Here is a 23,312-nt window from a genome sequence, read left to right as displayed (position 1 = left end):
TACAAGATACCGCCATGACCACGATCTCCAACAACGACACGCTGTTCGCCCGCGCCCAGAAAACCACGCCCGGCGGCGTCAACTCGCCGGTCCGCGCCTTCCGCTCGGTGGGCGGCACGCCGCGCTTCATCACCCGTGCCGAAGGCCCGTACTTCTGGGACGCCGACGACAAGCGCTATATCGACTACATCGGCTCGTGGGGCCCGGCCATCGTCGGCCACGCCCACCCGCAAGTGGTCAAGGCGGTGCAGGACGCGGCCACGCGCGGCCTGTCGTTCGGCGCGCCGACCCTGGGCGAAGTGGAAATGGCCGAGGAAATCTGCCGCCTGGTGCCGTCGATCGAGCAGGTGCGCCTGGTCTCGTCGGGCACCGAGGCGACCATGAGCGCGCTGCGCCTGGCGCGCGGCGCCACCGGCCGCGACAAGATCGTCAAGTTCGAGGGCTGCTACCACGGCCACGCCGACTCGCTGCTGGTCAAAGCCGGCAGCGGCCTGCTCACCTTCGGCAACCCCACCTCGGCCGGCGTGCCCGAGGACTTCGTCAAGCACACGCTGGTACTCGACTATAACAACGTGACGCAACTGGAAGAGGCATTCGCCAACTTCGGCGACGAAATCGCCTGCGTGATCATCGAGCCGGTGGCCGGCAATATGAACCTGATCAAGGCCAACGCCGACTTCCTGCAGGCCACGCGCGACCTGTGCACCGAGCACGGTGCGCTCCTGATTTTCGACGAAGTGATGTGCGGCTTCCGCGTGGCCCTGGGCGGCGCCCAGGAACTGTACGGCATCACGCCCGACCTGACCGCATTGGGCAAGGTGATTGGCGGCGGCCTGCCGGTGGCGGCGTTTGGCGGCAGCGCGCAGCTGATGTCCCACATGGCGCCTCTGGGTGCGGTGTACCAGGCCGGCACCCTGTCGGGCAACCCGGTGGCGGTGGCGGCAGGCATGACCACGTTAAAACTGATCCAGGAACCGGGCTTTTACGAATGCCTCGGCGCCACGGCCGAGCGCCTGGCCAAGGGCCTGACGGCAGCGGCCAAGGAAGCCGGCGTGGTGTTCTGCGCCGACTCGGTGGGCGGCATGTTCGGCCTGTACTTCAGCGAGACGCCGCCGAACAACTACGCGCAGATGATGGCGGGCGACCGCGAACGCTTCAACGCGTTCTTCCACGCGATGCTGGACGAAGGCGTGTATTTTGCGCCGGCGGCGTTCGAGGCGGGGTTCGTGTCGGCGCAGCATAGCGATGCGGTGATCGACGAGACCATTGCGGCAGCTGCCCGCGTGTTCAAGAAGCAGGCAGCTTAACCCCGCACGGCCAGGCCGGGGTCGGACCCGATGGGTCCGACCCCATACCTTAGCGGCGGCCCATCGCTAAGTGGTTGCGGGGTGAGGGCCCGAACCCTGAATCACCCCCGTATTGAAATCGTACTCGAACAAATCCCCGTAGCGCCCCCACTCGATCGCCACGCGCAGCGCGCGTTCGGCCTCCTCTGCGCTCAAGGTAAACCGCAGCAGCTTGAGGAACAAGTCCTCCGGCAAGTCCCCGGACCGATCCTGCGTCAATCCATGGCAGATGTACGCGATCAGCGGCACGTGCTCCAACAGCTGCTTGCCGAACACCGCTTGCCGCGCGCCGCTGTCTGCGGTCGCCACGTAGCGCGCGCCCAGCTCCGTCAGCAGGATGTCGCCATCGAGCAGGTGGGCAAAACCCAGCAGCAGCAAGGCGTTGGTCACTTCCAGCAGCTCGGCGTCGGTAAGGTCGGTTTCCTCGGCCAGTTGCGGCAGGTCGGCGCGGCCGGCGAACGGTTCTTCGGCCAGCAATTCCAGGATGCCTTCCATGTGGGCGATGTCGGCCTGCGGCAGGCGGTCGCCCAGTTGCAGTTTCACTTCCTTTTCGCTGATCGGGCCGCGCCGACCGGCGCCGGCCGTCATCAGCTCGTAGACCTTGTCGATCAGGTGGCGCACTTCGGCGCCTTCGGCCTTGCGCGGCTGCGGCAAGGCGATCGGCAGTTCGGCGCGCACCCGGCCAGGGTCACTGGCGAAGATCAGCACGCGGTCGGCCATCATCACCGCTTCCTCGATATTGTGCGACACCACCAGGATGGCCTTGGTGGGAATCCGGCCCGACTGCCACAGGTCGAGGATTTCCTCGCGCAGCCGTTCGCCGGTAAGCACGTCGAGCGCGGAAAACGCTTCGTCCATCAGCAGCACTTCCGGCTCCATCACCAGCGCCCTGGCAATGCCCACGCGCTGGCGCATGCCGCCCGACAGCTCGCGCGGCAGCGCGCCCTCGAAGCCGGACAGGCCGATCAAATCGATCACGGCCGATGCGCGGCGCGCCCGTTCGGCGGCCGGCATGCCCTGCGCTTCCAGGCCGAGCTCCACGTTTTTTTGCACCGTGAGCCAAGGGAACAGCGCAAACGACTGGAACACCATGCGGATGCCGCGCGCGGTGCCGTACAAGGGCATGCCGCGATACAGCACCTGGCCGGCGTCGGCCTGGATCAGCCCCGCCATCAGGCGCAGCATGGTCGATTTGCCGGAGCCGGACTGCCCCAGCAGCGCGACGATCTCGCCTTCGTGCAGGGTGAAATCGACGCCTTCGAGCACCGCGCGGGCAGAGCCGTCGGCTGCGCGGAAATGCTTGGCGACGCCTTTGAGTTCGACGATGGGAGTATGGTTCATGCTGTGCTCCTAGAAATGCAGCCGGCTCTCGGCCATGAGGTACAGGCGGCGCCAGACGAAGTGGTTAAAGCCCATCACGAAGATGCACATCACGCCGATGCCCAAAGCGATGCGCGGAAAATCGCCGGTGGCGGTCATCTCGGCGATGTAGCTGCCCAGGCCATGGGCCTTGACGGTGGTGGAACCCCAGCTGACGTATTCGGCCACGATGCTGGCATTCCACGAGCCGCCCGACGCGGTAATGGCGCCGGTGACAAAGCTGGGGAAAATCGCCGGCAGCAGGTAGCGCCGCCATTTGAGCCAGCCCGTCAGGCCGAAGTTCTGCGCGGCGTGGCGCAACTCGGTCGGGATGGTCGATGCGCCGGCAATCACGTTGAACAGCAAGTACCACTGGGTACCGAGGATCATCAGGGGCGAGAGCCAGATATCGGGATTGAGCTGGTAGCGCATGATCACGATCACCGCCACCGGGAACACCAGGTTGGCCGGGAAGGCGGCGAGGAACTGCGCCACCGCCTGGGTGCGCGAGGCCCAGCGCGGGTTCATGCCAATCCACACGCCCACCGGTACCCAGATCAGCGCGGCCAGCACCAGCAGGCCAATCACGCGCAGCATGGTGTAACAACCCAGCACCAGCACGTGCCCCACTTCGCCCCAGCCCACCTCGGTGCTGATGAAGTGGCCCAGGCTCCACAAGGCGTAAAACACTACGGCGACGATCACCGCGTCCCACACGCGCTGCGGCACCAGCGACGGATGGTCGCGGCGGGCGCGGATCGAGGTGCCGTCATGGCCGAGGCGGAACAACGCGATGGAGCGCGACAGCAGCCGGCCGCACCACGCCACGAATTCCTGGGTGCGGTCGGTGCGGCGCAGCCAGGTCAGCAGCCAGGAGTTTTGCGCGGTGTCGCCGCCGGTTTCCTCGAAGCGGAACTTGTCGGCCCAGGCCAGCAGCGGCCGGAAGAACAGCTGGTCGTACATCAGCACCGCGATCAGCATGGCGAAGATGGCCCAGCCGATGGCGCCCAGGTTGCTCTGCTCGATGGCCAGGGCGATGTACGAGCCGATGCCGGGCAGCTTGATGTTCTGGTTCGAGACCGAGATCGCCTCCGACGCCACCACGAAGAACCAGCCGCCCGACATCGACATCATCATGTTCCACAACAGGCCCGGCATGGCGAACGGCAGTTCCAGGCGCCAGAAGCGCTGCCAGCCTGAGAGCTGGAACACCTGTGCCGCCTCCGACAATTCGGCCGGCACGTTGCGAAAGCCCTGGTAGGCGGAAAACGCCATATTCCACGCCTGCGACGTGAAGATGGCAAAGATGGCCGCGCACTCCACGCCCAGCAGGTTGCCGGGAAACAGTGCGATAAAAGCAGTGACCGTGATCGACAAAAAACCGAGGATGGGAATCGACTGCAGGATGTCGAGCAGCGGCACCAGCACTTTTTCGGCCAGCCGGTACTTGGTGGTGAGCGCGGCAAACACGCAGGCGAACACCACCGACGCACCGAGCGCGATAAACATGCGCAAGGTGGTGCGCAGCAGGTAGTAAGGCAGGTTGGCGGGATCGAGCGACAGCGGCAGCGCCTGGCCCAACTGGTACGGGCGCGCCATTTGCTGGCCGCCATAGGCCAGCAGCACGAACACGGCCAGCACGATGGGCAGCAGCGCCCAGTCCCAGCGGTTGCCGCCGGCTTCCACCACCTGCCGGGGGAAAAATTGCCGTTTCTTGTACATGGTCGTGGCTCCCGGACACTGAGATTGGCCGCCATTCTAAGTGAATCCGGCATGCAACAATATTACAGTTGTGAAAGTCCAGGAAGGTTGTTCGGGCTACTTGAAATAAATGACGGAAATGATGACCAATATCAAAATTCACGCATAAAAAAGTTATCTCTAGAAATTTCATTGCTGTACAAACATAAAAACGTCATTTTCGTCAATTTCGATTGTTTCCACTTGGAAATTACAGTACACTGGCCTCATTCGCTGCCTTGCCGGCAGTCCACGTTTGCGAGTCCCAGATGCCCAACAGTAAAGATTCCGTCCTGACCACCCGCGCGACTGCAGAGTTGCTGGGCGTGGCTGTCAGCACGGCGCAACTGTGGATCGAGAACGGCGCGATTCCTTCGTGGAAGACGCCCGGTGGCCACCGCCGCGTGCGCCTGTCTGCCGTCAAACGCCTGATGGAACAGCGCGGCCTGGTGGCACCGGTGGCGGCTGCAGTGGCGCCGGCAGTGGCCAGCAGCGCGGAATTCCTGCCGCTGCCAACGGCAGCCTACCCGGTACCGCACGACGAGGCCCAGCGCCTGCTGGCGCTCGACGCCGCGCGCATTGTCGACACGCCAGCCGAGTCCGTCTTCGACCGCCTGACCTGGCTGGCCAGCCAGGTGACCGAGTCGCCGATGGCGCTGATCAGCTTGTTGACGTCGAAGCGCCAGTGGTTCAAGTCGCGCATCGGGGTGGAAGTCGTGGAAACGCCGCGCGACTGGGCATTTTGCAGCCACGCAATTTTGCAGGACGGCCTGTTCGTGGTGGAAGACGCCACGCGCGACCCACGCTTCCAGGACAATCCACTGGTGATCGGCGAGCCGCATATCCGTTTTTACGCGGCCTTCCCGCTGTTCGACGCGAACAAGGTTCCACTTGGCACTTTATGCGTGCTGGACCGCGAACCGCGCCGCCTGCGCGATCGCGAAATCCGCTCGCTGCGCGAACTGGCCGCCATCGCCTCGGAAGAAATCCAGCGGCGAACGCGACCGTAATACCGAATTTGACGGCATGCCGCCCCCCTCCCCGCCGGCACGTCGCAGTTGTTAAGCCGCAGTTTTCAAGCAAGCAGCAACCGCAGCAATCCTGTCGTTCCCGGCGCCGCCCAATTCTCGCGACTGCCACAAAAAAATAATACAACCACTGTCGCCGCCTTGCGGTCACGTTTCCCCTAGCCGCATGGCGCCTGAGGAAACGTTCAACGTTTCCAGGAAGAAGATTATGAACGCATTCAAAAAACTCAAGATCGGTACCCAGCTGTCGCTGGGCTTTGGCATGGTGACGGCGCTGCTGCTGCTGCTGGCGGCGGTTTCCATCTTCGGTGTCACGGCGATCAACGCCGCTTTCAAGCAGCAGGATAAAATCAATACCGAGCACCTCGAGCCGCTGGTGGAAGCACGCGAAGCGCTGGCGCAAACCGGCCTGGCTGCGCGCAACGCCTTCATCTTCAACGACAAGGCGCAAGCGGCCAAGGAACTGACGATCGTCGATGAGCAAAAAGCGATCTACCTGAAGGCACTGGAAAAAATGACCCCGGCCTATGCCGGCAACGCCCAGTTCGACAAGGTACGCACCGGCCTGCTGTCGATGGCGCAGGAACTGAACAAGCCGCGCAAATTCCGCGATGCCGACGAGATGGAAGCGTACGGCAAGTTCCTGGTCAACGAGTGCAGTCCGCTGCGGCGCCAGATCGTGGCCGACATGGCCGTGCTGCTGACCACCGCCCAGCAGGAAGCGGCAGCGGCCAGCGAATTGTCGGAACAGCGCGCCGAAAGCGCCCGCTTCTGGACGATCGCGCTGGCCATCACCGCCTTCATCCTCAGCATTGCGATCTCCTGGATGATCAAGCACGTGCTGTTGCGTCAGCTGGGCGGCGAGCCGGCCTACGCCACCAAGGTTGCCGGCCAGATTGCCAATGGCGACCTGGCCGTGGCCATCAACGTCAAAAATGGCGACCAGAGCAGCCTGCTGTATGAAATCAAGAGCATGCGCGACAGCCTGGCCGCCATCGTGGGCAAGGTGCGCGAAGGCACCCACGCGATCGACACCGCCTCGAGCGAAATCGCTGCCGGCAACGAAGACATGTCGAACCGCACCGCGCACCAGGCCTCGTCGCTGGAAAAAGTGGCCACCGCCATGGAAGAACTGACCTCGACCGTGCGCCAGAACGCCAGCAATGCCCAGCAAGCCAATACCCTGGCCCAGACCGCCTCGTCAGTCTCGGAACAGGGCGGCGTGGTAATGCAGCAGGTCACCGATACCATGGCGTCGATCAACGAGTCGTCGCGGAAAATCGTCGACATCATTTCCGTCATCGACGGCATCGCCTTCCAGACCAACATCCTGGCGCTGAACGCGGCGGTGGAAGCGGCCCGCGCCGGTGAACAGGGTCGCGGATTTGCCGTGGTGGCCACCGAAGTGCGCAACCTGGCCCAGCGTTCGGCCTCGGCCGCCAAGGAAATCAAGGCGCTGATCGACGATTCGGTGAGCAAGGTGGGCAGCGGCACCGAGCTGGTGTCGAAAGCCGGCACGACGATGGAAGAGGTCGTGACCAGCGTCAAGCGCGTGACCGAAATCATGAGCGAGATCAGCGTGGCCAGCGCCGAGCAGAGTATCGGTATCGAACAGGTGAACGGCGCCATCGGCGAGATGGACGGCATGACCCAGCAAAACTCGGCGCTGGTGGAAGAAGCCTCGGCTGCCGCCCACGCGCTCGATCAGCAGGCCTCGGCGCTGTCCGAAGTGGTCGGTGTGTTCAAGCTCGAACATGACAACGGCATGGCGCGGCAGGCAGTGCAGGCGCCACAGCGCGCTGCGCAACCGAAGCGCGCCAGCAACCTGCGCCTGGCGCGCGGCTAAGGTTCTATTTCAGCCAGCCGCGCCGGCGGAAGTACCAGAACGGCGCGATCGCGCTGGTCACCATCAGGGCCAGCGCGAAAGGGTAGCCGGCCTGCCATTCCAGTTCCGGCAGCCACTTGAAGTTCATGCCGTAGATCGAGGCGATCAGCGTCGGTGGCAGGAAGGCCACGCTGGCCACCGAGAAGATCTTGATGATCTTGTTCTGGTTGATGTTGATGAAGCCGACGGTGGCGTCCATCAGGAAGTTGATCTTATCGAACAGGAACGAGGTGTGGCCGTCCAGCGATTCGATGTCGCGCAAAATCTGGCGCGCTTCCTCGAACTGGTCGGCGTTGAGCAGGCGGCCGCGCATCAGGAAACTGACTGCGCGGCGCGTGTCCATCATGTTGCGGCGGATGCGGCCGTTCAAGTCTTCCTCGCGCGCGATCGAGTTCAGCGCGGCCGCCGCGTCGTCATCGGTGAAGTGCTTTTGCAGCACGCGGCCGCTGACTTCTTCCAGGCTCAGGTAAATGCCTTCGAGCGCATCGGCCGAATACTCGGCGTCGGTCGCGTACAAGTCCAGCAGCACGTCCATGTAGTCGCCGATCGAGCCGGGCCGCGAACGGGCGCGCATGCGCACCAGGCGGAACACTGGCAAATCGTCGGTATGGACCGAGAACAGCATCTTGCGCGCCAGGATGAACGCCACCGTGATCACGCGCGACGGGCCGTCGTCTTCTTCCAGCAAAAAGTCGGTGCGCAGGTGCAGGTCGCCGTTTTCCGCCTCGTAGTAACGGGCCGACGCTTCGATATCCTTGACTTCGTCTTCGCCCGGCAGGGTCACGCCATAAATGGTCTTGACCCACAGCCGCTCGTCGTCCGTCGGGTCGGTCAGGTCCACCCACACCGGCTCGGCGTTGACGAGGTCTTCGCGCGTGTCGATCGGTACCTGGTTGAGCCGGCCATTCTGGAGAACGAAAACATTAATCATCGGTGGGGAGCCTTCTGGAAACAGCGCAAGTGTACTCGGAAAGGCACTGGCTAAGCCAGCCTGCCCTGTTGGTTCGGCCGCATTTTATCTTACGGTACCTCGACTGCGTTCATGCGTGCCAGAATTGTGGAAGTTCTGCGGTTCAGATAGCTGGTATCACGGTGCTTGTCGTAGTAGCGCGGATTGGGCAGCATTACCGCCAGCCGGGCCGCCTGGCCGGCGCTCAGGCTGGCCGCGCTGGTGCGGTAATAGTGGCGCGACGCCGCTTCCGCGCCGAACGTGCCGGTGCCGAACTCCACCACGTTCAGGTAGATCTCGAAGATGCGCTGCTTGTCCATCAGCATTTCCAGCATATACGTGATCACCAGTTCCTGGCCCTTGCGCACATAGCTGCGCGAGCCGGACAGGAACAAATTCTTGGCCAGCTGCTGGGTAATGGTGGAACCACCGGCCACCACCTTGCGCTTCCTGGTGTTCTTTTCGTAGGCTTTTTGCAGGGCTTCCCAGTCCACGCCCTCGTGCTCGGAAAAATTGGCATCTTCCGAGGCGATGATGGCGCGCTTGAGATTGTTCGAGATGCGGTTGTACGGCACCCAGGTCTGGCGGATTTCGGCCTTGGGATTTTTGTCTTGCAGGACCGACTGCTGCTCGCGCATGAAGCTGGTCATGCCGGGATTGTGGTCAACCCACCACCAGATCTGCAGGAAGAAATACAGCTGCACCACCAGCACCAGCAGCACCGGCACGATGAAGACCCACTTGACCCAGCCGAAGCGGCCGCCGGACTTGCCGGTTTTCGCGGCAGGCTTCGGCGATTTTTTGGCCGCCTTCATAGCTGCCCGCGCAGCGACTGCAATACCGGCGCCGTGTCGGGATGGACGCCGCGCCACACGGCAAACGCCTCGGCCGCCTGCTCCACCAGCATGCCCAGGCCGTCGCGCACGACCGCACCGTGGCTGGCGGCAAACTCGAGGAACACGGTCGGCTCCTTGCCATACATCATGTCCAGCGCCAGCGCGCCCGGTGCGAACGCGGTGCCCGGCACCGGCGGCAGCTCGGCGCCAAGGCTGGCGGCCGTGGCGTTGATCACCAGGTCGAACGCGCCATTGATATCGGCGTAGCCACAGGCCGATACCACGCCCTCGCCGCCCAGCGCGGCAAACTGGTCTGCCAGCGCCTGCGCGGTGGCCACGGTGCGGTTGGCGATCACCAGTTGCGCGGGGCTGTGCTCGAGGATCGGCAGCACCACGCCGCGTGCGGCGCCACCGGCGCCCAGCAGCAGCACGCGGCGGCCACTGATCTGCACGCCGGCGTTATTGACAATATCGGCCACCAGGCCGGCGCCGTCGGTGTTGTCGCCAATGATGCCGTCATCGGTGAAGTGCAAGGTGTTGACGGCGCCGGCGGCCTGGGCGCGGATGGTCAGGGCATTGGCCACTTTGACCGCCTCGAGCTTGAACGGCACGGTGACGTTGGCGCCGCGCCCGCCTTCGGCGATGAAGGCCTGCACGGCAGCGGCAAAGCCGTCCACCGGCGCCAGCCGTTTTTCGTACACGATGGCGTGGCCGGTCTGGGCCGCGTAGGCGGCGTGGATGTCGGGCGATTTGCTATGGGCAATCGGGTTGCCGAACACGCAGTAGCGGTCCGCTGGCGCCGGGGTGGCTGTCATTATTATTGTGCTCCGCCGAGCATGTCGGCTTCCAGTTTATCGTCGCGGGTGAAGCGGAAGGTGGTGACGATGACCCACAGGTCATCGCGGTCGCTCGAACGCATATTGGCCGGGAACTTGCCGAACGGCGCGGCGCGCCGCACGATATCGATCGCGGCCTGGTCCAGCGCCGGGTTCTTCGAGCTGGTGGTGACTTCGATGCCGCCTTCCTTGGTGTAGATGGTGCCATCCTGGAATACGGGTATCGAGAGCACCAGCTGGCCGTACAGCTTGCGGCCGTTTTTTTGCGGGAAGTTCAGCGTACCGACGTCCTCGATGCGTTTTTGCAGGGTCTTGTAATACATGGCGTAACCGACGCCCCGGGTGCTGGGACTCAAAAACGTCTTGCGCGGGCGCTTGTTCTGGTCTTCGATGGTTTCGCTGATCTCGGCGGCGCGGCGGGCAATCGCCTTGCTCGACTCGAGCAAATCGGCGCCGCTGGCCAGCGGATCGGGCTTGGCGTCTTCGGTCACCTTGGGCACGGCAAACGGGTTCTTGCGCTTGACCTGGTTGAGCAGGTTGCGCTGCTGCTCTTCGAGCGCGGCGATGCGGCGCTGGGTGGCGACGATGCTGTCGCCGGTTTCCATCTTGCGCATGTCGGGCAGCGGCGACTTCGACCGGCCTTTATCGACCGTGCCGCCGCCGTCGAGGTTGGCCTGGGCCAGCGCCTCGGCCTTGAGCGGGGCGTTCTTGTGCTTGGCGTTGACCAGGATCACTTCCAGGCCGGGGTCGGTGGGCTTGACCGGGCTGGGCGGAGGCGCGACAAAGCGCACCGCCAGCAACGCGCCATGCGCCAGTAGCGAAACGCCGATGGCGGTGTAGAGGAAGCGATTTTGTTGGAATGACTTCACGCGGTGCCGTGGGGTTGGGGAGTTAGGGCAATTTTACGTTAAAACAATTCGCTGGCGTCAGCACCGTCATCCCCGCGTACGCGGGGATGACGGATCACCGGTTTGCAGTGTTCATGGCGCTGCTGGCTGGTCGGCTTCGGCTTGTGCTTCGGCTTCGGCCTCGGCTTCCACCGCCACCTCGGGCGCATCGACCGCCTCCTCCGGCACCTCGACTTCGTCGTCGTCGAAGTCTTCTTCGGCGCCGGTCGGGGCGGTGGCTGCCGGTACTTCCAGCAGGCGCGCTTCGATCGTCAGCTCCACTTCATCCCAGCGCAGGATGTCGATCTTGACCTCGGCGCCGCGCGCCACCGACGGCATGCCCGGCAGGCGGATGATCAGCGGCAGATCGACCAGGCGCAGCACTTCGTCCTTGAGCACCACGGCTTGCACCTGGCGCGCATTTTCCTGGCCCAGCCAGCGCAGGCACCAGTAGCGTTCCATGTTCGACTGGTGGTCGCCGTAGGCGGCGTACGCAGCGTCGAACTGCGAGACGATGGCGAACAGCGCCGAATCCTTGTGCTTGAACTTGGCCACCAGCGGCGCGGTCACGCCCTTTTCGGCGCAGGCCAAAATCTGCCACTGGTTGACCAGGTCGGTATACCGGCGCAGCGGCGACGTGCTCCACGCGTACTGGTCCACGCCTAGGCCCTGGTGCGGCGCCGCGTGCGTGAGCATGCGTACCTGCATCTTGGCGGCCCAGCCGCCCACGCCCTGGCCCTGGCTGCGATAAATGCCGGGTACGCCGCAGTCGTGCATCAGCTTGCCCCAGGTGCTGTTGGCGAAGATCATCAGCTCGGCGACGATCTTGTCGAGCGGCGCGCCGCGCTTGCGGCGGCTGACGGTGACCACGTCGTCTTCCACGTAGAAATTGAAATCGACGCGGTTGTTCTGTTCCGGCTTCAGGCCGAACGCTTCGCGCTTGACCATGCGCGCCGCTTCCAGTACTTGCGCCCACTGCCAGATCAGGCCCAGCGCTTCCTTGTGCGGATAGTCGCCGGCGCCGCTGGCCAGGGTTTCTTCGTTGACCAGGTCGTCGAGGTCGTTGTGGCGCAAGTTGTTGGCGATCGGTACCAGCTCGGCGCGGGTCTCGGTGGCCAGCACCGACCAGTCGGCCGGGTTCAGGGTGGCGTACAGCGACAGCGCCGGGCAGGTCTTGCCTTCGGCCAGGGTGAATGCTTCGACCACGCTGTCGGGCAGCATGGTGATCTTGTCGCCGGGCATATACACGGTGGACATGCGCGCGCGCGCCATCTTGTCCACGGCGTCGTCCGGCTTGATGGCCAGGCCCGGTGCGGCGATGTGGATGCCGATGCGGATATTGCCATCGTCCAGACGGGTGACCGAGAACGCATCGTCGATCTCGGTGGTGGTGACGTCATCGATCGAGAATGCCTGCACGTCGGCCACCGGCAGATTGGTCGGCGGCACGGGAACTGTCACGTCCGGGAAACCGGCGCCGCGCGGGAAGTTCTCGAACAGGAACCTGGCCATGTGGAAGTCCTTGGGCGAGGCCAGGCCACCGACGTCGAGCATCAGGCGCTGCGGGTTGGTGTGCAGCTCGTTGCAGGCCGCTTCCAGCGCCTTGTATTCGATGCCGTTTTTTTCGGGCTTGAACAGCAGTTGCAGCACGATCGGCTGCATCGCTTCGGGCAGCTTGCCTGCTTTCAGTTCTTCCACGTACTGGGCCTGGATCACGGCCTGCTGTTTCTTTTTCTCGATACCGGCCTGGGCGGCGCGCAGCGACTGCTCCGGGGCGGCCTTGTAGCGACCCCGGCCCTTCTTGTAGAAATAAATCGGCGCCGAATGCAAACTCAGGATCAGGCCGGCAGCTTCGGCCGGCAGCGGCGCGTGGCCGAAATACTCGGCGCCCAGCTCGGCAAAGCCGAATTCTTCTTCACCGGCCACTTCCCACAGGAAGTCGAGATCGATGTCGGCGGACACGGCCTTGGCTTGATCCATCAGATCGGTGGGCGACGGCTTTTCGTATTGCAGCAGCACGTCCTTGATCTTGACCTTGGTGCGCTTGCCGCTGGCCATTTCAACCTGGTAGGCCTCGCCTGCTTGCGACATGATGGCGCCAACCTTGAAATCGCCGGATTCTTCGAAAAATAGATTCATTGCTCTTCTTTATATATTGATTTGTTTCAGTTCCATCACAGAAGGCAAGAACACTTCCGTAACCAGCAGGGTACCGCGCCGGCGCCGATATAAACAGCGCCGTGCATATAATATGTTCGGCTGGGCCGCTTCTTCACCAAGCGCTGCCCGCGCACGCTGCGCCAAGGGATGACCTTCGCGCAATTTTGCAAATTCAAGCACACTGCGCCGCACCAGCGGATCGCCGAACAGCGTGGTGCCCAGTGACCGCTCGCCCAGCGCACCGAACAGCGGCCAGTCGCTGGCCGTGGCCGTCATCGGCACCACCGTGTGCGCAAACACCGCCGCCGTATTATCACACCGCAGCAGCACTTCCCTCTCCCACACCCGGCCGGGCCGGGGCAGACCGATGGCTGCCGCTTCGTCGGCCAGGCAGCGCGCCGTGTGCTGGTGCAAGCATTGCACGCGAAAGGCGCGGCTGTAGGCTTTCAACCTGGCAGTCAGTGAGCCGGCGGTGGTGAGCCAGTCGCGCAGCACGGGCGGCGCGTTGAGCGAGAGCACTTGCGGATGCCACACGGCCTGGCGCAACGACGCGCCGCGCACGCGATCACTCGTCAAGTTGCCGCCTCGATGCCGCAGAACGCCAGCACCGCGTCGCGGTATTGAACAACCTCGGCAAACTCGGTAATGCCGTGGTCGCTGCCGTCGATCACGTGCTGGCGTGCGCCCGCATAATGCTTGACCATGTCGCGATAGTCCAGCACTTCGTCGCCGGTGGCGGCGATCAGGAAATAGCGCTCGGGACCGGTGATGCGGTCCACCGCCAGCGCCCGCAATTCGTCGATGTATTCGCGCTTGAATTCGAACGGCTCGTCGGAGTGGTACTGCGTGGTCACGCCCACGTGCTGATCAAGATCTTTCAGCGGCACCACGGCCGGGTTGAGCAGCACCGCGCGGCAACCGAGGCGCTCGGCCAGCCAGGTGGCGTAATAACCACCGAGCGACGAGCCGATGATGGCCAACTCGCCGGCCGGCACGCCTGCCACCAGCGACAGCGCGAGTTCCATCGCCAGCTTCGGCGACGCCGGCAATTGCGGATTGGCCAGTTGGTCCGACAAGCCGAGTTCGGCCATGCGGGAGGCAATCACGCGCGCCTTCATCGACTGCGGCGAGGAACGAAAACCATGCAGGTACAAGATCATGCGAGCGCTTTCAACAGCTTGGCATGAACGCCGCCAAAGCCGCCGTTGCTCATCACGATGATGTGGTCGCCCGGTTGCGCGGCCTGCGCCACGGCCGCGACCAGGGCGCCCAGGTCTTCAAAGGCGCTGGCCTTGTCGCCCAGCGGCGCCAAAGCATCGCCCAGGCTCCAGCCCAGCGACTCGTGGCTGCCGAAACCGAAGACCAGGTCGGCATCGACCAGGCTGCCCGGCAGCGCGTCCTTCATGGCGCCGAGCTTCATGGTGTTCGAGCGCGGCTCCAGCACGGCCAGGATGCGGTTGTTTGCGTGATCACTGTTGCCCAGCTTCTGGCGCAGGCCACCGACCGTGGTGGCGATCGCCGTGGGATGGTGGGCAAAGTCGTCGTAGACGGTGATATCGCGCACCACGCCGCGCACTTCCATGCGGCGCTTGACGTTTTCGAACGTGGCCAGCGATTGCGCGGCCTGCGCCACCGGCACGCCGACATGGCGGGCGGCAGCGATGGCGGCGAGCGCGTTGGCGCGGTTGTGCTTGCCGGTCAGTTGCCAGGCGACGTGGCCGGCTGTTTCACCCTTGAAGACCACGTCGAAGCTGCCGTCGTCGTGTTCGACCAGCGTCCAGTCGGCGCCTTCGGCGCGGCCGAAGTTTTCATGTTCACTCCAGCAGCCGCGCTTGAGCACGCGCGCCAGCGAGTCCTCGTCGGCGTTATGGATCACGCGGCCGATGCCGGGCACGGTGCGCACCAGGTGGTGGAACTGGGTCTCGATGGCGCCCAGGTCGGGGAAGATGTCGGCGTGATCGTACTCGAGGTTGTTGAGGATGGCGGTCTTGGCGTGGTAGTGGACGAACTTGCTGCGCTTGTCGAAAAACGCCGTGTCGTACTCGTCGGCCTCGATCACGAAGAAGATCGATTCTTTATCGCCCTGGATGCGCGCGGAGACACCGAAGTTGCGCGGCACGCCGCCAATCAGGAAGCCCGGCGCATAGCCGGCGTCTTCGAGGATCCAGGTCAGCATGGCGCTGGTGGTGGTCTTGCCGTGCGTGCCGGCCACGGCCAGCACCCAGCGGTCTCTTAATATGTGTTCGCCCATCCACTGCGGACCGGACACGTAGGGCAGGCCACGGTTGAGGATTTCTTCCATCAGCGGGTTGCCGCGCGAGACCACGTTACCCACCACATACAAATCTGGGTTGAGCGCGGTCTGCTCGGGGCCGAAACCCTGGATCAACGCGATGCCCTGGGCTTCCAGTTGCGTGCTCATCGGGGGATAGACATTGGCGTCGCAGCCGGTCACGCGGTGGCCCGCTTCTTTTGCCAGGACCGCCAGGCCGCCCATGAAGGTGCCGCAAATGCCGAGTATATGTATGTGCATGGTGAGTAAGACTGTGAGGACGCACGCAGAGACGCGCGATGGAATACACGATTTTACCTGAGCCGACGCCTATTTCCCGGATCAGGGTATTATCTCGTCCATGACGCCTACCGTGATCGATGAAGTCCAGCTGCTGCGCGCGGAAATTGCCGCTGCCGCCGCGCGCCTGGTCGCCGAGGACGGCGCCGACTACGGCACCGCCAAGCGCAAGGCCGCCAGACAAATCCTGGGCGACCAGCAGCCCGCCGCCAACATTCTGCCCGATAACGCCCAGATCGAAGCCGAAGTGCGCGTGTACCAGTCGCTGTTCCACGCCGACACGCAACCGGCCAGGCTGTTCCGCCTGCGCACGCTGGCAGTCGAGATCATGGACAACCTGGCGCAGTTCAAGCCGTTCTTGACCGGCGCCGTGCTGGGCGGCACCGCCGGCCCGCACGACGACATCCATTTGCAACTGTTTGCCGACAGCGCCAAGGAAGTCGAAATTTTTCTGCTCAACCGCAACGTGCAGATCGAGATCTCCGAAACGCCCCACTTCAAGGGGCCGCGCTACGATCCGGTCGAGACCGTCAGCTTCCTGTGGCATGGCGAGGGCGTGCATGCCGAGCTGTACGAACTCGACGACTTGCGTGGCGCGGTCAAGCCGCGCGGCGACAAGATGCAGCGTGCCGATATCGCTGCCGTGCGCGCACTACTAGTTAACACTACTTATCCATCCGAACCCCATGAATAAAAAACATCTTGCCGTCTATGCCGGCGTGGCCGTCCTGTTTGCCGCCGCCGGTGCTTACACCGGCATGAAGAAAGAGGCGGCGCCCATTACCGCCACCGCGCCGGCCGGCGTGACCGGCCCGGTGCAGACGCTGCTGGCGCAAACCATGCCCAACGCTGCCGGCAAGGCGACGCCGCTGGCGCAGTACCAGGGCAAGGCCATGCTGGTCAATTTCTGGGCGACCTGGTGCGCACCGTGCGTGCAGGAAATGCCGGAGCTGTCCGCGCTGTCGTCGGGAGAAGCGGGCAAGAAGCTGCAAGTTATCGGAATCGGCATCGATTCGCCCACCAATATCGCCGAATTTAGCGCCAAGTATAAAATTACCTACCCGGTGCTGGTGGCCGGCATGAGCGGCACCGACCTGTCGCGCCAGTTTGGCAACGTCAATGGCGGCCTGCCGTTCACCGTGCTGATCGGCGCCGATGGCCAGGTCAGGAAGACTTACCTGGGCAAACTGAACTTTGACGAACTGAACAAGGACTTGGCTTCTCTTTAATCCAGTTGATCCCGTCCACACGCATTTTTTTCTCTTGCCAATGCCAGCAGTTGGCGGCAAAATGCGAAACTTTCGCGGAAAACAGTCTCGAACATGGCAAAAAACCTCCTCCTCCTGAACGGCCCCAACCTGAATTTACTGGGCACCCGGGAGCCGGAGATTTATGGCGCCGCCACCTTGGCCGATGTCGAACACGCAGCCAGGGAGCAAGCGCAGGCCGCAGGCGCCGCATTGTCTTGTTTTCAAAGCAATCACGAAGGAGCGTTGATCGACCGCATACACGCCGCCCGTGCCGAGGGCGTGGACGCCATCGTCATCAACCCGGGCGGTCTGACGCATACCAGCGTGGCGCTGCGTGACGCCCTGGCCGGCGTCGCCATCCCGTTTGTAGAAGTACATATTTCAAATATTTACCAGCGCGAGTCGTTTCGCCACCATTCATTCCTGAGCGCGATCGCGGTTGGCACGATCTGCGGACTCGGTATCGAAGGATATCGGTTTGCCATCGACTTCGTCCTTAAAAAACGATAATCTACGCGATCTGCGCGCAATTTAACGCGGTTCCGCCCAAAAGGCGTCGCCGTCATCACTTAAAAACAAGATATTCCTGGGGGTTACATGGATCTACGCAAACTGAAGACCTTGATCGATCTGGTCGCAGAATCCGACATCGCAGAGCTCGAAGTGACCGAAGGCGAGAGCAAAGTCCGCATCGTCAAATCGTCGGCCATGCCGCAAAACCAGATGGTGATGATGCAGCCGCAAGGCATTCCTCAATACCACGCAGCGCCGGCGCCAGCCGCCGCCCCGGCCGGAGCAGCACCAGCAGCCGCGCCTGCCGTAGCTGCCGAGCCAACCGGCCACATCGTCAAGTCGCCGATGGTCGGCACCTTCTACCGTTCGTCGGCGCCAGGTTCGCCGGCCTTCGTTGAAGTGGGCGCCACCGTCAAGGAAGGCGAGACCGTCTGCATCATCGAAGCGATGAAGCTGCTCAACGAAATCGATGCCGACAAGTCCGGCACGATCACCCAGATCCTGGTCGAGAACGGCCAGCCGGTCGAATTCGGCCAACCGCTGTTTGTGATAGGCTAAGACGGCCAGGGTACGCCCTTGCGCCCGCCCCCGCCGCACAGTCGGTGCCGGGCGCGCCGTCTTCCGCATCCCCTCCCTACTTGATGTTACCGGCCTCGGCCGGTGATCACAGAAATACGCGAACCTACCATGTTTGAAAAAATCCTCATTGCCAACCGTGGCGAAATTGCCCTCCGTATCCAGCGCGCTTGCCGTGAACTGGGCATCAAGACGGTCGTGGTCCACTCGGAAGCGGACAAAGACGCCAAGTACGTCAAACTGGCCGACGAGTCGGTCTGTATCGGCCCGGCATCATCGTCGCTGAGCTACCTGAACATGCCGGCCATCATCAGCGCGGCCGAAGTGACCGACGCCGAAGCGATCCACCCCGGCTACGGCTTCCTGTCGGAAAACGCCGACTTCGCCGAGCGCGTGGAAAAATCGGGCTTCGTGTTCATCGGCCCGCGTTCGGAATCGATCCGCATCATGGGCGACAAGGTTTCGGCCAAGCAGACCATGATCAAGGCTGGCGTGCCGTGCGTGCCCGGCTCGGAAGGCGCATTGCCGGACGACCCGAAAGCCATCGTCCAGATCGCCCGCAAGGTCGGTTACCCGGTCATCATCAAGGCCGCCGGTGGCGGTGGCGGACGCGGTATGCGCGTGGTGCATACCGAAGCGGCGCTGATCAATGCCGTGGCCATGACCAAGACCGAAGCCGGTACCGCCTTCGGCAACCCGGAAGTGTACATGGAGAAGTACCTGGAAAATCCGCGCCACGTGGAAATCCAGATCCTCGCCGACGAACACAAGAATGCCGTCTGGCTGGGCGAACGCGACTGCTCGATGCAGCGCCGCCACCAGAAGGTGATCGAAGAAGCGCCGGCGCCGGGCATCCCGCGCAAGCTGATCGAAAAGATCGGCGACCGCTGCGCCGAAGCCTGCCGCAAGATCGGCTACCGTGGCGCCGGCACTTTCGAGTTCCTGTATGAAAACGGCGAGTTCTACTTCATCGAGATGAACACCCGCGTCCAGGTCGAACACCCGGTCACCGAAATGATCACCGGCATCGACATCGTGCAGGAACAGATCCGCATCGCCTGCGGCGAGAAGCTGCGCTTCCGCCAGCGCGACGTCATGCTGTCGGGCCACGCCATCGAGTGCCGTATCAACGCCGAGGACGCCTTCAAGTTCACGCCGTCGCCGGGCCGCATCACGTCGTGGCACGTACCCGGTGGTCCTGGCATCCGCGTCGATTCGCACGCCTACGCCGGCTACTACGTGCCGCCACACTACGATTCGATGATCGGCAAGGTCATCTCGTACGGCGCCACCCGCGAGCAGGCGATCCGCCGCATGCAGATCGCGCTGTCGGAAATGGTTGTCGAAGGCATTTCGACCAACATCCCGCTGCACCGCGAGCTGATGATCGACGCCCGTTTCATCGAAGGCGGCACCAATATTCACTACCTCGAGCACAAGCTGGCCGACATGCCTGAATTGAACAAGCTGAGCCTGAACCCGAAAGCGCCACAATGAGCTGGACCGAAATCGTCATTGAAATCGCGCGCGAGCACGCCGAAGCCCTGTCCGAAGCACTGATGGACGTGGGTGCGCTGTCGGTGTCCGTCGAGGACGCCGATGAAGGCACCGACGCCGAGCGTCCGCTGTTTGGCGAACCGGGCATGGAACCGACCGAAGCGGCCTGGGACCACAGCCGCGTGGTGGCCCTGACCGACGAAGCCGACGACCAGGCCGTGATCGTGGCAGCTGCCGCCGGCCAGGCAGGCCTGGCCACGCTGCCCAAGTTCACCACCCGCAAGGTGGAAAACCAGGACTGGGTACGCCTGACGCAATCGCAGTTCGCGCCGATTCACATCGGCAAGAACATCTGGGTCGTGCCGAGCTGGCACGAAGCGCCGGACCCTGACGCACTGATCCTGGAACTCGATCCGGGCCTGGCGTTCGGCACCGGCAGTCACCCGACCACGCGCCTGTGCATGGAATGGCTGGAAGCGCATCCGGCGCCCGGCAAGACCGTGCTCGACTACGGCTGTGGTTCCGGCATCCTGGCCATGGTGGCCAAGAAGGTCGGCGCTGGCGAAGTGGTGGGCGTGGACATCGATCCGCAAGCGATCGAATCGGCGGCCGAGAACGCCCAGCGCAACCACTGCGAGATCACGTACTTCCTGCCCGACACCTTCGCGCAATCGCAGCATGCCGGGCAAAAGTTCGACATCGTGGTGGCCAACATCCTGTCGAGCCCGTTGAAATTGATGGCGCCGATGCTGTCGGGCCGGGTGGCGCCCGGTGGCGCACTAATCCTGTCGGGCGTGCTGGCACGCCAGGCCGAGGAAGTCGCTGCTGCCTACGCACCGTTCATCAAGCTCGGCGTATGGGCCGAACAGGATGGCTGGGTTGCCCTGCACGGTCGCCTCGGCAGTGACGTGGTTCCCGCCGCGCGCTAAGCTAGCCCATGGCGCTTGCCACCAAATGCCCCCACTGCAACACGATATTTCGGGTCGCTCATGACCAGTTGAAATTACGTGGGGGCATAGTGCGCTGTGGCTCCTGCAGTCAAGTCTTCGATGGCAACGCGGCGCTGCTCGAGCCGCTGGCGCCGCCCTCCCCGCCGGTTTTTCCCCAGACTGCGGAACCAAACGATCTCAACCTCGATTTCGACGATCTCGATGACGGTCCGCTGCCGCCATTGCCGGTGACCGCAGCGGCCAATTTACCGGACTCGGTGGCGTCGTTGAGCCTGGAGTTCGATGACGCGCCATTGGCGCCGACAGCGCCAGTGCCGGGGGTGGAATCCGAGCCCTGGCCGGAGCTCCAGCCAGATCCGCTGCCAGCGGTTGCGCAGATCACCGCGCCCGTTCCGGAGCCAACCGCACAAGACCTGCTCAGCGGCGACACCCTGTCCGACGAAGAACTGCAAGCAGCCATCGAAGCCGAACTGGCCGCGCTGGACGCCCGCATGGCTGCCGCCCAGCCGGCGCCGGCCTTGCCGCCCACTCCGGAACCAGCCACGCCACGTGGCGACGAGCGGCGCGAACCAACCCTCGACTTCACCCCGCCGCCGGACGAGCTCGACGAGGAAGACGAGCAGGCGCTGCTGCAACTGGCCGCCGGCGCCGCCAGGCCCTACGACGACATCCCCCCGAGCCACACGCTGCTGCGCACCGTTTCCGCCCCGCCCGCCGGCCACTACGACGAACCGCAATTCCACAGCACCGAGTCGCTGGCCGCCCAACCCGCGGCCGACCGCCATACGTTCGAGCCGGCCACGCCTGCGCCGGTGCAGCGCGACCAAGCCGAAAAAATCGAGGAAACCGACGACGAGCCCGGCTTCGTCAAGCGCGAACGCCACCGCGAGCGCTACGGCCGCACCACCACCATCGCCCTGTGCCTGGGCATCGTGCTGATGCTGGGTGCGCTGGCGGCGCAGGGCCTGACCACGTTCCGCAACCCGCTGGCAGCGGCCATGCCATCGCTGAAACCCACCCTGGTGGCTGCCTGCAACGCCCTCGGCTGCAAGGTCGAGCTGCCGTCGCAAATCGACGAGCTGGCCATCGAACAGGGTGAGCTGCAGGCCCTGAGCGAGAACACGTTCTCGTTTGCCACCGCCCTCAAGAACAGCAGCGGCAGCGCCCAGGCCTGGCCGCACATCGAACTGGTGCTGGACGACGCCAACGACAAGACAGTGTTGCGCCGCGTGTTCGCGCCACGCGATTATCTCGACCGCGAAGTCGATATCGCCCAGGGATTCCCCTCACGCAGCGAACAACCTGTCAAACTCTACTTTGAACTGAAACAGCCCAAGGTATCGGGTTATCACATCGCAGTCTTCTATCCATAAAGAACCATCATGACCCAGACCTCCCTGATTTGCGGCTCGCTCGCGATCGACACCATCCTGCAATTCCCGGGCCGCTTCGACAGCATCCTGCTGGCCGACCAGCTGCACAAGGTTAATGTGTCGTTCCTGGCGCCGACCATGCGCACCGAGTTCGGCGGCTGCGCCGGCAACATCGCCTACAACCTCAAGATGCTCGGTGGCGAGGCCCGCATCGTCGGCGTGATGGGCCAGGACAACGCGGCTTACATGGCACGCTTTGCCAAGCTGGGCATCCCGACCGACAACATCCTGGTCAAGGATGACGCCTACAACGCCCAGTGCTTCGTCACGGCCGACCAGGACGGCAACCAGATCAACGCCTTCCACCCGGGCGCGATGTCGTACGCGCACGAGAACGAGATCGCCAAGGCCGGTCCTGCCGCGCTGGCCATCATCTCGCCGGACGGCCACCTGGGCATGCAAAAGCACGCGGCCGACCTGGTCAAGCTGGAAATTCCGTTCATCTTCGATCCGGGCCAGCAACTGCCGATGTTCAACGGCGAGGAGCTGACCACCTTCATCGACCAGGCCACCTACGTCACCACCAACGATTACGAAATCGAACTGCTGACCGAGCGCACCGGCCTGAGCGTGGCTGACATCGCCAGCCGCGTGGACGCGCTGATCATCACCCGTGGCGAACAGGGTTCGGAAATCTATACCAAGGGCGAGCGCATCGAGATCCCGGCGGTACCCGCCACCGAAGTGCTGGACCCGACCGGTTGCGGCGACGCCTACCGCGCCGGCCTGCTGTTCGGCATCACCAACGGCTGGAAGTGGGACACCACGGGCCGCCTGGCCAGCCTGCTCGGCGCGATCAAGATCGCCAGCAGGGGTGCGCAGAACCACAGCCTGACCGCTGCCGAGATCGCCGACAAGTTCGAGGCGGCGTTCGGTTACCGTTACTAAGCTTTCAGCCAGACGTTAAAAAGCCCGCGCCGGTGGCAAACCGGTCGCGGGCTTTTTTGCGTGCAGTCGGGTCAGCGGCCGTTGAAGGCCAGGCCCAGCATCAACTGCGCGATCTGCAGCAATATCAGCGCCACCAGCACCGACAGATCGAGATTGCCGATCAGCGGCACCACCTTGCGGATCGGACGCAGCAGCGGCTCGTTGAGCGCCCGGATGAACGGCGCCAGCGGCGCATTCGGATTGATCCAGCTGAAGATGACCTCGATCACCAGCAGCGCCATGAAACCGTACAGTATCCAGGACAGGAAGCGCTCGAGCGCCACCAGCAGCACCATTTGCACATTCCAGCCCGCCAGGAAGTACACGCAGGAGGCCAGCAGCACCACCAGGAAAGCGCCGATCAGGCTGGCCCAATCGTAGCCGCCCATGCCCGGCACCACGCGCCGCAGCGGCCGCACCAGCCAGTCCGACAACTGGAACGTAAATTGCGCCACCTGGGCCGGTGGCCGCACCCGGATTGCCTGCATCCAGAAACGCAGCAGTAAAGCCGAACCGAGCAGAACTGCAATGGCGTCGACAATCAACTTCAGTATTGTTACAAGCACGG

At 63.7% G+C, this 23,312-nt stretch carries 22 protein-coding genes; 11 read left to right on the top strand and 11 right to left on the bottom strand.

The features are described 5' to 3' along the window. Positions 1-14: 14 nt before the first annotated feature. On the top strand, positions 15-1,307 hold the full coding sequence (hemL, locus tag J2X54_RS14365) for a glutamate-1-semialdehyde 2,1-aminomutase (RefSeq protein WP_310181521.1): 1,293 nt from the start codon (positions 15-17) through the stop codon (positions 1,305-1,307). Positions 1,308-1,373: 66 nt separating this feature from the next. Here hemL and J2X54_RS14360 read toward each other — a convergent pair whose 3' ends face one another. Further along, positions 1,374-2,687, bottom strand: coding sequence for a nitrate/sulfonate/bicarbonate ABC transporter ATP-binding protein (locus J2X54_RS14360; protein WP_310181520.1), 1,314 nt, complete (start codon positions 2,685-2,687; stop codon positions 1,374-1,376). Positions 2,688-2,696: 9 nt separating this feature from the next. Next, positions 2,697-4,427: an ABC transporter permease subunit gene (locus J2X54_RS14355; protein ID WP_310181519.1), complete on the bottom strand. Its 1,731-nt coding sequence runs from the start codon at positions 4,425-4,427 to the stop codon at positions 2,697-2,699. Positions 4,428-4,714: 287 nt separating this feature from the next. Here J2X54_RS14355 and J2X54_RS14350 point away from each other — a divergent pair, with 287 nt between their 5' ends. Together J2X54_RS14350 and J2X54_RS14345 are read left to right on the top strand one after the other, a co-directional pair. Beyond that, on the top strand, positions 4,715-5,455 hold the full coding sequence (locus J2X54_RS14350; RefSeq protein ID WP_310181518.1) for a GAF domain-containing protein: 741 nt from the start codon (positions 4,715-4,717) through the stop codon (positions 5,453-5,455). A gap of 226 nt (positions 5,456-5,681) precedes the next feature. Beyond that, the gene (locus J2X54_RS14345) at positions 5,682-7,319 is read left to right on the top strand and encodes a methyl-accepting chemotaxis protein (protein ID WP_310181517.1); all 1,638 of its coding nucleotides are present in this window, start codon (positions 5,682-5,684) and stop codon (positions 7,317-7,319) included. A 4-nt stretch (positions 7,320-7,323) separates the two neighbouring features. On the opposite strand, the gene corA is transcribed toward J2X54_RS14345, so the two are convergent. The 8 genes from corA to mpl form a co-directional block, all read right to left on the bottom strand. After that, on the bottom strand, positions 7,324-8,289 hold the full coding sequence (gene corA, locus J2X54_RS14340; RefSeq protein WP_019921324.1) for a magnesium/cobalt transporter CorA: 966 nt from the start codon (positions 8,287-8,289) through the stop codon (positions 7,324-7,326). 89 nt (positions 8,290-8,378) lie between these two features. Continuing rightward, the gene (gene mtgA / locus J2X54_RS14335) at positions 8,379-9,122 is read right to left on the bottom strand and encodes a monofunctional biosynthetic peptidoglycan transglycosylase (protein WP_310181516.1); all 744 of its coding nucleotides are present in this window, start codon (positions 9,120-9,122) and stop codon (positions 8,379-8,381) included. After that, entirely contained in the window at positions 9,119-9,958 is an 840-nt protein-coding gene (aroE, locus tag J2X54_RS14330; protein ID WP_310181515.1) for a shikimate dehydrogenase, read from the bottom strand. The genes mtgA and aroE overlap by 4 nt, the downstream gene beginning before the upstream one ends. Positions 9,959-9,960: 2 nt before the next feature. Next, entirely contained in the window at positions 9,961-10,848 is an 888-nt protein-coding gene (locus J2X54_RS14325; RefSeq protein WP_310181514.1) for a TonB family protein, read from the bottom strand. A gap of 111 nt (positions 10,849-10,959) precedes the next feature. Next, entirely contained in the window at positions 10,960-13,005 is a 2,046-nt protein-coding gene (locus J2X54_RS14320; RefSeq protein ID WP_310181513.1) for an RNB domain-containing ribonuclease, read from the bottom strand. A gap of 9 nt (positions 13,006-13,014) precedes the next feature. Beyond that, complete coding sequence (locus tag J2X54_RS14315) at positions 13,015-13,587, bottom strand: chorismate--pyruvate lyase family protein (RefSeq protein ID WP_404990925.1); 573 nt, start codon at positions 13,585-13,587, stop codon at positions 13,015-13,017. Positions 13,588-13,598: 11 nt separating this feature from the next. Then, positions 13,599-14,186, bottom strand: a complete 588-nt coding sequence (locus tag J2X54_RS14310; RefSeq protein ID WP_070250299.1) for a YqiA/YcfP family alpha/beta fold hydrolase — start codon at positions 14,184-14,186, stop codon at positions 13,599-13,601. Next, positions 14,183-15,559: a UDP-N-acetylmuramate:L-alanyl-gamma-D-glutamyl-meso-diaminopimelate ligase gene (gene mpl / locus J2X54_RS14305; protein WP_310181510.1), complete on the bottom strand. Its 1,377-nt coding sequence runs from the start codon at positions 15,557-15,559 to the stop codon at positions 14,183-14,185. The genes J2X54_RS14310 and mpl overlap by 4 nt, the downstream gene beginning before the upstream one ends. Positions 15,560-15,659: 100 nt before the next feature. On the opposite strand from mpl, the gene J2X54_RS14300 reads away from it, so the two are divergent. The 8 genes from J2X54_RS14300 (at position 15,660) to J2X54_RS14265 (ending at position 22,705) form a co-directional block, all read left to right on the top strand. Next, on the top strand, positions 15,660-16,292 hold the full coding sequence (locus J2X54_RS14300) for a hypothetical protein (protein WP_310181509.1): 633 nt from the start codon (positions 15,660-15,662) through the stop codon (positions 16,290-16,292). Continuing rightward, positions 16,285-16,827, top strand: a complete 543-nt coding sequence (locus tag J2X54_RS14295) for a TlpA disulfide reductase family protein (RefSeq protein WP_310181508.1) — start codon at positions 16,285-16,287, stop codon at positions 16,825-16,827. Before J2X54_RS14300 ends, J2X54_RS14295 begins: the two co-directional genes overlap by 8 nt. Before the next feature lie 93 nt (positions 16,828-16,920). Beyond that, positions 16,921-17,358: a type II 3-dehydroquinate dehydratase gene (gene aroQ / locus J2X54_RS14290; RefSeq protein ID WP_070250291.1), complete on the top strand. Its 438-nt coding sequence runs from the start codon at positions 16,921-16,923 to the stop codon at positions 17,356-17,358. An 87-nt stretch (positions 17,359-17,445) separates the two neighbouring features. Beyond that, positions 17,446-17,919 (top strand): acetyl-CoA carboxylase biotin carboxyl carrier protein, encoded by a 474-nt coding sequence (gene accB / locus J2X54_RS14285; protein WP_070250289.1) that lies wholly within the window; start codon positions 17,446-17,448, stop codon positions 17,917-17,919. A gap of 129 nt (positions 17,920-18,048) precedes the next feature. Then, positions 18,049-19,434, top strand: a complete 1,386-nt coding sequence (gene accC / locus J2X54_RS14280) for an acetyl-CoA carboxylase biotin carboxylase subunit (RefSeq protein WP_070250288.1) — start codon at positions 18,049-18,051, stop codon at positions 19,432-19,434. Continuing rightward, positions 19,431-20,363 (top strand): 50S ribosomal protein L11 methyltransferase, encoded by a 933-nt coding sequence (prmA, locus tag J2X54_RS14275; protein WP_310181507.1) that lies wholly within the window; start codon positions 19,431-19,433, stop codon positions 20,361-20,363. Before accC ends, prmA begins: the two co-directional genes overlap by 4 nt. An 8-nt stretch (positions 20,364-20,371) precedes the next feature. After that, complete coding sequence (locus tag J2X54_RS14270; protein WP_310181506.1) at positions 20,372-21,757, top strand: DUF3426 domain-containing protein; 1,386 nt, start codon at positions 20,372-20,374, stop codon at positions 21,755-21,757. Positions 21,758-21,766: 9 nt separating this feature from the next. Then, the gene (locus J2X54_RS14265; RefSeq protein WP_070250282.1) at positions 21,767-22,705 is read left to right on the top strand and encodes a carbohydrate kinase family protein; all 939 of its coding nucleotides are present in this window, start codon (positions 21,767-21,769) and stop codon (positions 22,703-22,705) included. Positions 22,706-22,776: 71 nt separating this feature from the next. Here J2X54_RS14265 and J2X54_RS14260 read toward each other — a convergent pair whose 3' ends face one another. Beyond that, complete coding sequence (locus tag J2X54_RS14260) at positions 22,777-23,310, bottom strand: YggT family protein (protein WP_310181504.1); 534 nt, start codon at positions 23,308-23,310, stop codon at positions 22,777-22,779. Positions 23,311-23,312 lie beyond the last annotated feature (2 nt).

This window comes from Duganella sp. 3397, assembly GCF_031456625.1.
Classification (GTDB): Bacteria; Pseudomonadota; Gammaproteobacteria; order Burkholderiales; family Burkholderiaceae_D; genus Rugamonas; species Rugamonas phyllosphaerae.
The sequence above is the reverse complement of the archived record's forward strand: the minus strand, read 5'-3'. Positions and strand labels throughout refer to the sequence as shown.